The 13,913-nt window shown below is 71.5% G+C and carries 15 protein-coding genes; 8 read left to right on the forward strand and 7 right to left on the reverse strand.

The features are described from left to right. Both OJ997_RS12475 and OJ997_RS12480 read left to right on the forward strand, forming a co-directional pair. Positions 1–390, forward strand: a 390-nt coding sequence (locus OJ997_RS12475) for an anhydro-N-acetylmuramic acid kinase (protein ID WP_270025429.1), incomplete at its 5' end; no start/stop codon positions are given. 52 nt (positions 391–442) lie between these two features. Continuing rightward, positions 443–1,213 (forward strand): sulfite exporter TauE/SafE family protein, encoded by a 771-nt coding sequence (locus OJ997_RS12480; protein WP_270025430.1) that lies wholly within the window; start codon positions 443–445, stop codon positions 1,211–1,213. Here OJ997_RS12480 and OJ997_RS12485 read toward each other — a convergent pair. Next, entirely contained in the window at positions 1,118–2,902 is a 1,785-nt protein-coding gene (locus OJ997_RS12485; RefSeq protein WP_270025431.1) for a hypothetical protein, read from the reverse strand. The two genes, OJ997_RS12480 and OJ997_RS12485, sit on opposite strands and share 96 nt — an antisense overlap. A 59-nt stretch (positions 2,903–2,961) precedes the next feature. Between OJ997_RS12485 and OJ997_RS12490 the strand changes: the two genes are divergently transcribed. From OJ997_RS12490 to OJ997_RS12505, 4 genes are read left to right on the forward strand one after another with little or no spacing between them, the layout of a single operon-like run. Then, positions 2,962–3,666: a MerR family transcriptional regulator gene (locus tag OJ997_RS12490; RefSeq protein ID WP_270025432.1), complete on the forward strand. Its 705-nt coding sequence runs from the start codon at positions 2,962–2,964 to the stop codon at positions 3,664–3,666. A gap of 10 nt (positions 3,667–3,676) precedes the next feature. Beyond that, positions 3,677–5,071, forward strand: coding sequence for an MFS transporter (locus tag OJ997_RS37530; protein ID WP_270025433.1), 1,395 nt, complete (start codon positions 3,677–3,679; stop codon positions 5,069–5,071). Beyond that, complete coding sequence (locus OJ997_RS12500) at positions 5,071–6,081, forward strand: LLM class flavin-dependent oxidoreductase (RefSeq protein ID WP_270025434.1); 1,011 nt, start codon at positions 5,071–5,073, stop codon at positions 6,079–6,081. Before OJ997_RS37530 ends, OJ997_RS12500 begins: the two co-directional genes overlap by 1 nt. A 26-nt stretch (positions 6,082–6,107) precedes the next feature. After that, positions 6,108–6,389, forward strand: a complete 282-nt coding sequence (locus tag OJ997_RS12505) for a hypothetical protein (protein WP_270025435.1) — start codon at positions 6,108–6,110, stop codon at positions 6,387–6,389. Between the two features lie 3 nt (positions 6,390–6,392). Here the strand turns inward: OJ997_RS12505 and OJ997_RS12510 are convergent, their stop codons facing one another. Next, complete coding sequence (locus OJ997_RS12510; protein WP_270025436.1) at positions 6,393–7,100, reverse strand: YaaA family protein; 708 nt, start codon at positions 7,098–7,100, stop codon at positions 6,393–6,395. After that, positions 7,100–8,521 (reverse strand): NADP-dependent phosphogluconate dehydrogenase, encoded by a 1,422-nt coding sequence (gene gnd / locus OJ997_RS12515; protein ID WP_270025437.1) that lies wholly within the window; start codon positions 8,519–8,521, stop codon positions 7,100–7,102. Before gnd ends, OJ997_RS12510 begins: the two co-directional genes overlap by 1 nt. 83 nt (positions 8,522–8,604) lie before the next feature. Between gnd and OJ997_RS12520 the strand changes: the two genes are divergently transcribed. Both OJ997_RS12520 and OJ997_RS12525 read left to right on the forward strand, forming a co-directional pair. Further along, positions 8,605–9,015 carry a nuclear transport factor 2 family protein gene (locus OJ997_RS12520; RefSeq protein WP_270025438.1) on the forward strand — a complete coding sequence of 137 codons (411 nt, stop codon included), beginning with the start codon at positions 8,605–8,607 and terminating at the stop codon, positions 9,013–9,015. 14 nt (positions 9,016–9,029) lie between these two features. Continuing rightward, positions 9,030–9,461 carry a group III truncated hemoglobin gene (locus OJ997_RS12525; protein WP_270025439.1) on the forward strand — a complete coding sequence of 144 codons (432 nt, stop codon included), beginning with the start codon at positions 9,030–9,032 and terminating at the stop codon, positions 9,459–9,461. On the opposite strand, the gene OJ997_RS12530 is transcribed toward OJ997_RS12525, so the two are convergent. From OJ997_RS12530 to OJ997_RS12545, 4 genes are all read right to left on the reverse strand, one after another. After that, positions 9,439–10,320 (reverse strand): DUF559 domain-containing protein, encoded by an 882-nt coding sequence (locus OJ997_RS12530; protein WP_270025440.1) that lies wholly within the window; start codon positions 10,318–10,320, stop codon positions 9,439–9,441. The two genes, OJ997_RS12525 and OJ997_RS12530, sit on opposite strands and share 23 nt — an antisense overlap. Positions 10,321–10,557: 237 nt before the next feature. Then, positions 10,558–11,427, reverse strand: coding sequence for a non-homologous end-joining DNA ligase (ligD, locus tag OJ997_RS12535; RefSeq protein ID WP_272599698.1), 870 nt, complete (start codon positions 11,425–11,427; stop codon positions 10,558–10,560). 26 nt (positions 11,428–11,453) lie between these two features. Then, positions 11,454–11,819, reverse strand: a complete 366-nt coding sequence (locus tag OJ997_RS12540) for a DNA polymerase ligase N-terminal domain-containing protein (RefSeq protein ID WP_270025442.1) — start codon at positions 11,817–11,819, stop codon at positions 11,454–11,456. A gap of 10 nt (positions 11,820–11,829) precedes the next feature. Then, complete coding sequence (locus OJ997_RS12545) at positions 11,830–13,884, reverse strand: methyl-accepting chemotaxis protein (RefSeq protein ID WP_270025443.1); 2,055 nt, start codon at positions 13,882–13,884, stop codon at positions 11,830–11,832. Between the last annotated feature and the right edge of the window lie 29 nt (positions 13,885–13,913).

Below are 13,913 nucleotides of genomic sequence, written 5' to 3' on the forward strand. Positions count from 1 at the left end.
AAGGAGCACTTCAACGCGGCGTACCTCGAGCCCACGAGCCACGCGCCGGACGACGTCCTCGCCACGCTCACCGAGCTGACCGCGCGCACGGTCACCGGCGCCGCGCACGCCCACGGCGTCACCGAGCTGATCGTCTCCGGCGGCGGCGTAAGCAACCCGACGCTGATGGCCGCGATCGAGCGCGAGCTGCCGACGCTCGTCAGCGACGAGCTCGGCCTCCCCGCGCAGGACAAGGAGGCGTACGCGTTCGCGCTGCTCGGCTTCCTGACGATCCACGGCCTCCCGGGCACGATCGCGCGCTGCACCGGCGCGACGCGCGCCGCGATCCTCGGCTCGATCACGCCCGGCCTCGAGACCGGCCCGGCACCGACGCGGCTCACGCTCGGGTGACCGCGCTCGCGATCAGCCCGGGCCACGCGACCACCCCACGCGGCGCCGCGCCGTGACCGCGCTCGCCATCGTCCTCGGGCTCGCGATCGGGATGATCGTGGGCGCCGTCGGCGGCGGAGGCGCGATCCTCGCGCTGCCCGTGCTCGTCTACGTGCTCGGCGAGCCGGTCGGCCCGGCCTCCACCGCGAGCCTCGTGGTGGTGAGCCTGGCCGCGGCGATCGGCGCCGGCGCGCTCGCCCGCCACGGCCGCGTGTGCTGGCGGATCGGGTTCACGTTCGCCGTGCCGGCCGCGCTGGGCTCGCTCGCGGGCACGGTCGCCAGCCACGAGATCGAGGGCAGCGCGCTGATCCTCGCGTTCGTGCCGGTGATGCTGCTCGCCGCGGTGCTGACCTGGAAACGCGCGGGGGAGACCGGCGGCGACGGCGCCTGCCCCGAACCGGCGCTCGACCGGACCGTGCTCGCGGGCCTGCTCGTCGGCCTGCTCACGGGCTTCTTCGGCGTCGGCGGCGGGTTCGTGATCGTGCCGGTGCTGTCGGTCTGGCTCGGCGTGCCGTTCCGGCGCGCGGTTGCGACGTCGCTGGTGATCATCGCGCTCACGGGTGTCGCCGCGCTCGCCAGCCACCTGCTCGCGGGCTCACGCCCCGACCTCACGATCACGCTCACCCTCGCGCTCGCGACCGGGGCCGGCGCGCTGCTCGGCACGCAGTTCGCCGAGCGTGTCCCGCAGTCACTGCTGCGTCGCGGGTTCGCGGTGCTGGTGGGAGCGGTGGCCCTGGCGCTGCTGGTCGACGTGCTCGCGCTCGGCGGGCCGCCCGGTCGCTGACACGCGGTGCACACCCCAGGCCAGCGCGGCCAGGAACGCGAGCGCGATCGCCAGCACAACCCCGTACGCCACCGCCCACAGCCAGCCCGCGACGTCGGTCTTGCGCTCGCGCTGGAGGAGCTGCTGCTCGGGCCCGAAGTCGCGCGTCGTCTCCGCCCGCGCGGGGATGCCCTCGACGGGGATCGCCGGATCGGCCGGCAGGTAGATCGGCAGCGCGCTGAGCGTACGGCCGTAGTGCAGGCGGATCATCGTCTTCCACTCGCCGTCCATCGGGATCGGCTCGGTCGTGCGGTACTCGTCCGGGCCGACGCGCTCGAGCCGGTCGACGACCAGCCCGCCGCCCTGCCACGAGGTCGAGGTCAGCCAGATCGGGTCCTGCGGGAGGTCGGTGCGCACGGTGAACCCGTCGCCCGCGACCGTCACGGTCCCGCGCGCGCCGCTCTCGCCGTTCGACCACAGCCCGTAGGCGGTGAGCGCGAAGATCAGCGCGGCGCCGCCGACGGCCGCGCTGCGCAGCGACGGCGTGCGGTCGGTCGCCAGCCGCGCGCCGAGCCATCCGCCCACGCACGACGCCGCGAGCGCCATCACGAACCCGGCCACGGCCCCCTCGGGCAGCAGCGCAGCCGGCCACGGGAGCGGCATGAACACGTGCGTCCACGCCCACTCGGACGCGAGCCCGACCGTACCCAGCAACCCGCCGCTCACCACCGCCAGGCGCAGCGGCTCCTTCACCCGCAGCGCGGCCAGCTCGACCAGCACCGCGGACACCAGGAACAGCGGGAAGTACGGCGTCGGCTCGCCCAGCACCGGCCCGACGAGCACGGCCATGAGGCCCCGCATGGCGAGGAAGAACACCGCCGCGCCGAGCGCCGCGCCGCGGCCGAGCCAGATCCGCGCGGCTACGAGCGACACGCCCGCGGCGAGCATGATCAGCAGCGGTTGGAAGACCATCCGGAACTGCGGCACGCCGAAGTCGAACTCGGCCTGGAAGGTCGAGAGCCCGAGCAGGAACGCGCCCGGGAGCGAGACGCGCTGCACGAAGGCGACCCACGAGCGGGCCCGGCGAGCGCTCGAGAGCCCCGCCTCGGTCATCAGCACGGCCAGGCCGATCAGGGCCATCGCCGCGCCGCCGATCAGCATCAGGTGCGTCGGGCCCCACAGCGTCACGTCCTGGCCGAACAGCCGGTGCCAGACGTCGTCCAGCGGGAAGCCGATCAGCGCGAACGTCCCCGCGGCGGCGATCAGCACGCCGCCGAGCGGCGCGTACCAGCCCGGCGCGACCTTCACCGCCACGCGCGAGGGCTTCTCCAGCGGCAGGCACATCGACAGGAAGCCGGACGCGAACACGCCGAACAGCCCGGCGAGGATGAAGTAGTGCGCGACGTTCGCCAGCGGGCCCTCGTCGCGGCCCTCCGCGATGTGCAGCGAGATGTCCCACAGCATCCCGAACAGCGCCGTGATCAGCGAGACGACGATCATCCCGGACGGGATCGCCGCCCACGCGGGCAGGCCGGACACGCGCTCGGAGTACGCGCCGATCCGGCCGAGCAGCGCGACCTTCCCGCTCCGGTGGCCCAATCCGAGCCACATGAGGACGGCGGTGACGACGATCGCGGCGCCCGAGGCGATCGCGACCTGGTCCAGCGCCGCGCCGCCCGCAGGCTTGGCCTGGGCGATGAGCTCGAACATGGAGGCGAATGTATCGTCGTTTGACGTCACGTTCTGTGACGTCGGATACCCTGAACGCCGTGCTCACGATCGACGAGCTCGCGCGGGAGACAGGGCTGACGGTCCGCAACGTGCGCTCGCACCACGCCCGCGGGCTGCTCCCACCGCCGCAGGTCCGCGGCCGCACCGGCTACTACGGGCCTGAGCACGTCGAGCGGCTGCGGCTCATCCAGGAGCTGCAGTCCGAGGGGCTGAAGCTGAGCGGGATCAAGCGGCTGCTGGGGGACCCGAGCGAGCGGCTGATCGCGCTGCGCAACGCGACCCGCGAGGCGCCGGAGACGTCCGAGGTCGTCACGGCGGCGCAACTGGCGGAGCGGCTGCAACTGGGGCCGGACGACGATCCCCGCAAGCTGATCGGCAAGGCCACGAAGCTCGGGCTCCTGCACCCGCTGGGGGAGGGCACGTACGAGGTCCCGAGCCCGGCGTTGTTGGCCGCGGCCGAGGAGGTCGTCGCGCGTGGGGTGGGGTTGGGCCACGCGCTGGACATGCTCGAGAGCGTCCAGCGGCACTCGCGCGCGGTCTCCAAGGAGTTCGTGAAGCTGTTCGTCGACGATGTGCTCAAGCCGTACGCGGACGCCGAGCGCTGGGACGAGCTGGAGGAGTCGATCCAGGCGACGCGGCCGCTCGCCGCGCAGGCGCTGCTCGCGGTCTTCCGGCAGACCATGGACGACGAGGTCGAGGCCACCTTCACCGCGCTCGCGCGCTCGCTGACGCGACGTAAGTAATGTGCAGGAGGTGAACGCCGCACCGTCGCAGCGGCCGACCCCGGTCCTTCTCACGCTCACCGGCGCCGGTATCGCCTTCGCCCTTTCCCAGACGCTCGTCGTGCCCGCGCTGCCCGCGCTGGCGCAGGAGTTCGACGCGTCCCCGTCGGCCGTCAGCTGGGTGCTGACCGGCTTCCTCGTCAGCGCCTCCATCGCCACGCCGATCGCCGGCAAGCTCGGCGACCTGTACGGCAAGGGCCGCGTGCTCACGTGGATCATGGCCCTGTTCGCACTCGGCGCGGTGGTCAACGCGTTCGCGCCGTCGATCGAGGTGCTGATCGCGGGCCGCGTCCTGCAGGGCGTCGCCGGGGGCGTGTTCCCGCTCGCCTTCGGCATCGTGCGCGACACGTTCCCGCGCGAGCAGGTGCCGAGCGGGATCGCGATCATCAGCGCCGTGTTCGGGATCGGCGGCGGCATCGGGCTGCCGCTCTCGGGTCTTATCGTCGACCACCTGAACCTGGACTGGCTGTTCTGGATCTCGCTGATCGCGCTGCCCGTGGGGTGGGCGGTCTGGCGGTTCGTGCCGCCTTCCCCGCCGGTCGAGAACGCGAAGGTGGACTGGCTGGGCGCGGCGATCCTGAGCGCCGGCCTGGCTGCGATCCTGCTCGGCGTCTCCCAGGCGGGCGAGTGGGGCTGGGGCTCGCCGGCGAACCTCGGCTCGGTCCTCGGCGGCCTCGCGCTGATCGGCCTGTTCGTGTGGGTCGAGACCCGTGTGCATCAGCCGCTGATCGACATGGCCGTGCTGCGCAAGCCGGCCGTGGCCTTCACGAACCTGACCGGGTTCCTGGTCGGCATCGCGATGTTCTCGAGCTTCCTCGTGTTCCCGCAGTTCGCGCAGGCGCCGGAGTCGACGGGGTACGGGTTCGGCTTCTCTGTGACCGCCGCGGGCTTCCTGATGCTGCCGACGGCGCTGGCGCAGCTCGCCGCCGGGGCGCCGGCGGCGAAGCTCGGTGAGCGGATCGGCTTCCGCGCCGTGCTCACCCTGGGCGCGATCCTGATCACGCTCTCGTTCCTGATCAACACCTTCGCCCACCAGCACCCGTGGGAGCTCGTGATCGGCGGCATGCTGATGGGCGTCGGGATCACGTTCGGCTTCGCGGCGATGGCGAACCTGATCGTCGACGCGGTGCCGCAGGGCGAGGTCGGCATCGCGACCGGCATCAACACGGTCATGCGGACGGTCGGCGGGTCGTTCGGCGCCGCAATCGTGACGGCGATCCTGACGAGCGGCTCCACGCCCGTGCCGAGCGAGGACCTCTACACGACGGCGTTCGCGTTCTCGGCGGCGGCGGGCGCGATCGCCGTGGCCGCTTCGCTGCTGGTCCCGCGCGGGCCGCGCCTGAAGCCCGCGCTGGCGACCGACTGATGGAGCTCGGCATCTACACGTTCGGTGAGCGCACGGACCCGGCGCTCACCGTCCAGCAGCGCATGGCGGATCTGGTCGAGGAGATCGTCCTGGCCGACGCGGTCGGGCTCGACGTGTTCGGCGTGGGGGAGCATCACCGGCCGGACTTCACGGTCTCCTCGCCGGCGGTCGTCCTGGCGGCGGCCGCGTCCCGGACCTCGCGCATCCGGCTGACGTCGGCCGTGTCGGTCTTGTCGAGCGACGATCCCGTGCGCGTGTTCCAGGACTTCGCGACGCTGGACCTGCTGTCGGGTGGGCGCGCCGAGATCATGGCCGGGCGCGGCTCCTTCATCGAGTCGTTCCCGCTGTTCGGGTTCTCGCTCGACGACTACGACGCGCTGTTCGCCGAGCACCTCGACCTGCTGCTCGCGGTGCGCGACAACGAGGTCGTGACGTGGTCCGGGAAGCACCGGGCGTCGATCGAGGGCCGGGGCGTCTACCCGCGGCCGGTTCAAGATCCCTTGCCGGTCTGGGTCGCGGTCGGCGGGACCCCGCAGTCGGTGGCGCGGGCCGGCGCGCTCGGCCTGCCGATGGCGCTGGCGATCATCGGTGGCCAGCCCGCCCGGTTCGCCCCGTTCGCCGAGCTGCACCGGCGCGTGGCGTCCGAGTACGGGCACGCGCGGCCGCTGCTGTCGATCAACTCCCACGGCTTCATCGCGGACTCCGAGCAGGAGGCGCTGGACATTGCCTTCCCCGCGCACAAGACCGTGATGGACCAGCTCGGCCGCGAGCGCGGCTGGCCGCCTCTGACCCGCGCCGCCTTCGAGGCCTCCGCGACGCTGGAGGGCGCGAACCTGATCGGCTCACCCGAGCAGGTGATCGAGAAGATCCTCCACCAGCACTCGCTCTTCCAGCACGACCGCTTCCTGCTCCAGCTGAGCGTCGGCACGCTCCCGCACGACGCGATGATGCACGCGATCGAGCTCTACGGCCGCGTGGTCGCGCCGGCCGTGCGTGAACGCCTCGGCTAGCGGGAACCAATGCGGCCATGCCCGTCATGGCCAAGCTCGGAGGGACGCTGGCCGCGCTGCTGGCCGGCGTGTGGCTGTGGTTCACGATCGAGGTGCTCGCCTACGATGACTGGGTCAACCCGGCGGCCGTCCTGTACGTCGCGGTCGTGGTCGGCGCGCTCCTGGGCCTCGCGGCACTGACCCGCCTTGCCTTGGCTGGCTTCGGCGTGCGCCCCCTCCGGCCCGGTGTAGTGGCCGTGCTCGTCCTGACGGTGATCGTCGGAGCGATGATCTGGGCGTTCTTCGGGCTCGCGCTGGGCGCGAGCTGAGGCTCAGGTGATCACGTCGACGGTCCAGCTCCGGCCTGAGCCGTTGAGCTCGACCTGATGGCCGGCCTGGCGGACCGCGCTCGCCACGTCCTCCGGCGTCTCGACCGGCTCGCCCGACAGCAGGATGCGCGCGACGTCACCGCGCGTCGCCTTGACCATGTGGCTGATCGTCTTGCCGTTCTCGAACGCGCGCACGCCGACGAGCGTCGCGGTCTTCGGCTTCCAGGCGGCGGTGTAGGCGCCGCTGCGCATGTCGACGATGAGGCCCTCGTCCGGGACGGCCTTGCGGAGCGGGTCACGCCACAGCGCCGGGAGCGAGTTGATGCGCGGGAGCGTTGCGCCCATGCTCAGGCGGTACGCGGGGATCCGGTCGCTCGGCCGGACGAAGCCCCAGAGCGCGCTCGCGATCAGCACGCGGTCGGTGTCGGCGAACGTGCCGAGACCGAGGTGCTCGTAGAGGACGCCGGTGTAGACCTCGTGCGCGGGTGCGGCGGGCGCCTCCCGCAGCGTGAGGTTGCGGCGCGCTTCCGGCTCGAGGCCGGGACCGACGTCGAGGTACTTCAGCGCGCGCGGGAACGTCAGCCGCGACAGCACGTCCAGCAGGCGTTCCCGCGTCTTGCTCAGACCCGGGAGTGCCAGCGACGTGATGTCCACCGGCTCCCCGTCGGAGGGCGCGGTCTTGCCCTCCGACGGTGGAAGCAGGATCAGCACTAGTCGGTCTTGACCTCGGTGCCGTCCTGCGACCAGCGCGTGTGGAAGGAGCCTTCCTTGTCCACGCGACGGTAGGTGTGGGCGCCGAAGAAGTCGCGCTGGCCCTGGATGAGGTTCGCGGGCCCGCGCTCGCGGCGGTAGCCGTCGTAGTACGCGAGCGAGGAGCTGAACGCCGGGACGGCGATGCCCTGCTCGACCGCGGACACGATCACCTTGCGCCAGGCGTTCTGGGCGTCGGCGACGGCGTCGCGGAAGTACGGCGCCATCAGCAGGTTCACGAGGTCCGGCGTCTCGGCGTAGGAGTCCGTGATGCGGTTCAGGAAGCGGGCGCGGATGATGCAGCCGCCGCGCCAGATCTTCGCGAGCTCGCCCATCTGGAGGTCCCAGTCGTACGTCTTCGCGGCCGCGGCCATCTGCTCGAAGCCCTGCGCGTAGGCGACCACCTTCGACGCGTAGAGCGCCGAGCGGATGTCGTCGACGAGGGACTCGCTCAGGCCACCCGGCTGCGGGCCGGCGAGGAAGCCGGACGCGGCCTTGCGCTGGTCGCGCAGGTTCGAGAGCGAGCGGGCGAAGACGGCCTCGGTGATGCCGGTGAGCGGGACGCCCAGCTCGAGCGCGTCCTGCGCGGTCCAGCGGCCGGTGCCCTTCTGCTCGGCCTGGTCGACGATCACGTCGACGAGCGGCTGGCCGGTCGCCTCGTCGGTCTTGCCCAGCACCGTGGCCGTGATCTCGATCAGGAAGGACTCGAGGTCGCCCGCGTTCCAGTCGTCGAAGATGCCCTTGATCGTCGGCACGTCGAGCCCGATGCCGAAGCGCAGGAGGTCGTAGGCCTCCGCGATCAGCTGCATGTCGGCGTACTCGATGCCGTTGTGGACCATCTTCACGTAGTGGCCGGCACCGTCGGCGCCGATGTACGCGCAGCACGGCTCGCCGTCGACCTGCGCGGCGATCGTGGTGAAGATCTCCTCGACCTCGGCGTACGCCTCACGTGGGCCGCCCGGCATGATCGACGGGCCCTTCAGCGCGCCCTCCTCGCCACCGGACACGCCGGTGCCGATGAAGCGCAGGCCCTTCTCGGTCAGGTACTGCTCGCGCCGGCGCGTGTCGACGTAGTGCGAGTTGCCCGCGTCGATGACGATGTCGTCCTTGTCGAGCAGCGGGATGAGGTCCTCGATCACGCCGTCGACGGGCGCGCCCGCCTTGACCATGACGATGATCCGGCGCGGCCGCTCGAGCGACTGCACGAACTCCTCCAGCGAGTCCGACCCGGTGTAGTCGCCCTCGGAACCGAACTCGGACACGAAGTCACGCGTCTTCGCGGAGGTGCGGTTGTGTACAGAGATGGGCACACCGCGACTGGCGATGTTGCGCGCGAGGTTCGCCCCCATGACGGCGAGCCCTGTGACTCCGATCTGGCTCATTGTTCGCCACCCTAGTGCAACGCAGCTGACGTTCGGGTGCTGACCGAACACTCTCGGCGCTTCCACTGCCTAAGCTCTAGGCGGTGGCGCGCCCCGACTACTACGGCAACCCGGCCGGCATCACGGAGGAGATCGAGATCGTCCGTGGGCTCTACGACGCCTTCGAGCGCCGCGATCTCGACGCCATGCTGGCCGCGATCTCCGAGGACTGCGTGCTGCATTTCGAGGGCACGGCGCGGCTCGCGGGGCGGTCGACGCCCTACGTCGGGCACGCCGGGCTGCGCGAGTACTTCGCCGACGTCCAGCGCCTGTGGGAGGAGCTCGTCCTCCACGCCACGGACTACCGCGCCGTTCCCGGCTCGGTGATCGTGATGGGCCACATCACCGGTCGCCGCCAGGGCCTGGACGTCCGCCGCTCCTCCGTCTGGACGTGGAAGGTCACCGGCGGCCGCGCCACGTCGGTCAAGGCCGCCGACCTCGGCGACATGGCCTGATATCCCATACGGGAGTGCCGCAGGACATCGAGACCCGTGACGACGTGGAGCGCCTCGTCCGCGCCTTCTACGGCCACGCGATGTCCGACGCGATGATCGGCTACCTCTTCACCGACGTCGCCAAGCTCGACCTCGAGGCCCACGTGCCCGAGATCACCTCCTTCTGGGCGACGATCCTGCTCGGCGAGCAGAGCTACCGCGGCGGCGCGTTCCGCCCGCACGCCGAGCTGAACCGGCAGACGCCGCTGCGCGCCGGCCACTTCGAGCGCTGGCTCGTGCTCTGGACGTCGACGATCGACGAGCTGTTCTCCGGCCCGCGCGCCGACCAGGCCAAGCATCACGCCACCCGCGTCGCCCGCGCGTTCTACGGCCGGATCGAGGCGCTGAACGCGCCGCTGTCCTCGCTCGGCGGCGGGTTCGCCGTCACGCAGCACGGACCCGGCTGAGCATCCGGTCGGGCCGGCTCGTCATCTCGGCCCACGACGTGCGGATGACGGTGTAGCCGAGGCCTTCGAGAACGGCCTGCTTGGCGCGGTCGTCGGCGCGGGCGAGCATCCCACCGTGGTGGCGCTCGGAGTCGGCCTCGAGGATCAGTTGCTTCTCTGGCCAGAGGAAGTCGGGGATGAGGTTGGTGCCTTCGATGGCGGGGTTGACGAGCGGCTTGGCGATCTCCGCGTCGTGGAGCAGCTGGAGGGCGAGGTTCTCGTTCTCGCTGCGCGTGGGCGCGGCCGTGGCGAGGACGGCGCGGAGCGTTTTCGCGCCGCGATGGCTCTGGGTGACGAGGTCGCCGAGCGTGACGAGCTTGAGGTTGAGCCCCTCGTTGACCGCGCGGCGCAGCGTGGCGAACGGCGCCACCGAGGAGAGGTGGATCACCGTCTGCGCCGGGGTCGTGACGGGGATGCCCTTGTGGACCGTGCGCTCGAAGGAAGCGGCGCGGAAGGTGTTGATGCCGTCGTGGCGTTTGACCGTTGGCGCAACCACGTCGGGGTAGCGGCCTTTGGGTTCGAGCAGCCCCCACAGAACCGCGGCCGCGTAGTGCGACAGCGCTGCGCTCGCGCTACACGCCTTAACCGCCGCGAGACACCACGCGGTGAACGGAACGTTCGCGTGGCCCGTGGCGTAAACACCCCGATAAAGGGGGAACAGCACGCGGCTCCGAACGCGACCCGCGATTGCGTCGTCCGACAGCCCGCAATCGTGCAGCTCGGCCGTGCTGATCACGCCGTACTGCCTCGCCGCGCGTTCTGCCACGCGAGCGTTCACGAACTCGGCTGAGGGACGAGTTCGTGAACGCTCGCGTGGCATGGGGCGGATCGTCGCCCAGGAGCGTGTTGCGGATCTACACGTGAATGTGCCGAAAGTGTGCCAATCGCCGGCTCGTCACCCAGCTGACTCAAGTGGTCGGGGCGGTCCGCCGATACAGGGGGTGTCAGACAGCGACGGCAACCAGAGGGCTGAGACCTCGTAACACGACGTCCCCCGACCATTATTCGCCTGAACTTCTGATGGCCGAAACCCGCCTCCCGAGGCGGGTTTCCGCGTTTAAGGGGCGTCCTCGCGGATGACCTTGCGCGGGTCCTTGTCGATGCGCTGGCCGAGGTAGCGGGGATGGCGGAGCCGGCCGTCGTTCGTCCACTCGGCGAAGCCGACCTGGGCGACCAACTCGGGCGAGACCCAGGTGACGTCGCGGAAGCGCGGTGCGTCGTAGAACGGGGCGTCGTCGCACGCCAGGGGACGCAGCAGCGCCGCCAGGCGGGACAGTTCCGCGCGGTCGAAGCCCGTGCCGACCTTGCCCGCGTAGTGCAGGCGGCCGTCGGGTTCGTAGACGCCGACGAGCAGCGCGCCGAACTCCGTCCGTGAGCCCTTGGGCGGCGTGAAGCCGCCGACGACGAGCTCCTGGCCGTGCTCGCACTTGAACTTGAGCCAGTCCTTGGAGCGCTTGTCGGTGTAGAGGGAGTTCGCGCGCTTGGCGATCACGCCCTCCCAGCCGCTCGAGCACGCCTCGGCGAACATGGCCTCGCCCGCCTCGTTGCGGTACTCGGTCAGCCGCAGCGGGTCGTCCCAGCTCAAGGCCTCCCGGAGCACGCCCTTGCGCTCGCGCAGCGGCACCGACCGCACGTCGTGCCCGTCCAGCCAGAGCACGTCGAACACGTAGTAGAAGAACGGCCCCGCCCGGTCCTGGAACTTGCCGGAGGCGGACACGATCTCGCCGTCCACGGCGAACCGCGCCCGCGACTGCCCGTCGAGCGCGTCGGCGATCAACGGGTAGCGATCCCGAAGCGACAGATCGTTGCGCGAGAGCATCCGGACGGCACCGCCGTCACGGATCGCCACGCAGCGGATGCCGTCCAGCTTGCGCTCGAAGATCCAGTCGGGGTCGGAGAAGCGCGCATCCGTCAACACGGCCTTCATCGCCGCCGCGCGCACAGGTGCGGGCGTCAGGCGCGCTTCTTGATCAGCAGCCACTGCGGCTTCTCCCCATCGGAAGTCCGATGCAACGTCCAGTCGCCCTGCAGGCGCTCACCGTCCAGGGTGAACGAGGCGTGCCCGTTGTCCAACGCCGCCGCGAACGAGCCGTCCGTCAGCGACGCGTACGTCCCGCGATCCCAGATCTCGACGTTCGGCCCCTCGTAGTCGCCGTGCGCCAGCGAGTGGTCGGGAACCTGCACGGCGAGCCGTTTCTCGGCCGGGTCCTCCGAGGGACCTTTGGGTACCGCCCAGGACCGCAGCACGCCGTCGACCTCCAGCCGGAAGTCGTAGTGCAGCGACCGCGCTTGGTGAAGCTGGATGACGTACCGAGGCACGCCCTCCGTTCTACACCACGGTGAAGCGGCCCACGAGCGCGTCGAGGTCGGCCGCCGTGCGCGAGAGCCCCGCGGCGGACGCCGCGATCTCCTGCGCGGAGGCGCCGGTCTCGTGCGTGGACGCGCTGACCTGCTCGGCCGAAGCCGAAGACGACTCGGCCACCGAGGCGACATCGTCGACCTCGCGCTCGGCCCTCGCCGCCTCGGCCGCGATCTGCTCGACGGCCACGGTGATCTCGGCCACGCGCGCGGTCATCTCCTCGACCGTCACGCCGATCGCCTCGAACGCCGACCGCGTGGTCGCGACCGTCGCCACGCCCGCCTCGGTCTCACGCCGGCTCTCGGCGACGACCTCGACGACGTGCACGGTCTCGGTCTGGATCTCGCCCACCAGGACGGAGATCTGGCGCGCCGCGCCCTGCGACTCCTCGGCGAGCTTGCGCACCTCCTCGGCCACGACCGCGAACCCCCGCCCGGCCTCGCCGGCCCGCGCCGCCTCGATCGCCGCGTTCAGCGCCAGCAGGTTGGTCTGCTCGGCGATCGCGGTGATCGTGTCGACGATGCCGCCGATCCGCGTCGAGCGCTCCGACAGCTCCTCGATCGCCTCGCCCACCGCGCTGGAAGAGGCGGCGATGCGGGTGATCGAGTCGCTCGCGTGCTCGGCGGTCGCGGCGCCGTCGCCGGCCGCCACGCGCACGCTCTCCGCGGCCTCGGAAGTCGCCCGCGCCGTCAGAGCGGAAGCCTCGGCCGCGCGGGCCGCTTCCTGCACCGCGGAGCGGGTGGACTCGACGAGCCGCACCTGGCGCTCGGCGCCCTGGGCCACGTCGTTGACGGCCGCCGCGATGTCGCCGACCGCGCGGCCGGTCTCCTGCGAGGACGCTGCCATCTGCTGCGACGCGGCGGAGACGGAGCCCGCGTTGGAGGACACCGTCCCGATCAGCTCGGCCAGCGAGGCGCGCATCGCGTTGTAGGCGTCGATCGAGCCGACCGTGCGCTCGCGGATCGTGTTGACGGCCACGGCGACCTGGCCGAGCTCGTCGCGCGAGATGTCGGTGATCGGCTGCGTCACCGGCGTGACCTCGACCGTGAGATCCCCCTCGGACATGCGCCGCAGCGCCGCGCCGAGGTCGGTCACGCAGTTGTCGCGCAGCGAGCTCAGGCGCTCGGAGATCTCGCGCACGCCACGCCGCGTGGAGAGGAAGAACCCGACGAACAGGAACACCGCCACCAACGCGCCGATGACGACCAGCAGCGCGATCTTCAGCCGCGCCGCCGAGAACTTCTCGGCGCGGGTGACGAGCAGCGCGTCCAGCGCGGGCGCGGCGGCCTGCTCGAGCGCACGCACGTCGCGCCCGGCGGCGAGCTTGCCGAGCGCCGGCTCGAGGTTCGCGTCGGCGGTCTCCTCGAACGAGGTCTTGAGCCCGGCGCGCATCGCCGCGATCGTCCCCGCGAGCGAGCTCTCGGCGGCCGCGAGCGCGATCCGGTCGTCCATCGTCTCCGCGACGACCTGCAGGTCGTTCACGCGCCCCGTGCCGTCGGCGATCGCCGGCAGCTTCGTGATCAGCGCGTCCATCACGTAGTAGGAGTCCAGGTCGGGATCGAGGATGAGCTTTGAGCCGTCGCCGGTCTTGATGACGAGGCCGAGCGTCGCCGACACCGCGTCCTCGTAGGCCGCGTAGGCCTCTTTGCCCGGCTTGGGCTTGGACCCGATCGCCGCGAGCACGGCCGTGCGGGTCTCTTGCCAGGTCCCGTCGACGCCGATCACGGCGCCGTCCGCGCGGTCCACCGCGGCGATCGCGGCCTCGACCGCCTTCGTGTCGACCGCGTCACCGCGGACGGCGGCCGAGCGCGCCGCGACGACGTCCAGCACGAGCTGGTTCGCGGGGATCACGAACGCCACGCCCGCCCGTTCGCTCTCGGCGAACGCGATCGTCTCGCCCTGCACGTTCCAGTACGCGTGAAGCGCGAACGCCGCGGGTGCCAGCAGCACCAACCCGACGAGGAGGAACTTGCGGGCATACGTCAGACGCGCCATGAGGGCGGCCACGGCGTTGAACGGGTTCATGGTGCCCCCGGTAGTCGACCGGAGAAGAC

Origin of the sequence: Solirubrobacter phytolaccae (assembly GCF_027587195.1) — a bacterium.
GTDB lineage: Bacteria > Actinomycetota > Thermoleophilia > Solirubrobacterales > Solirubrobacteraceae > Solirubrobacter > Solirubrobacter phytolaccae.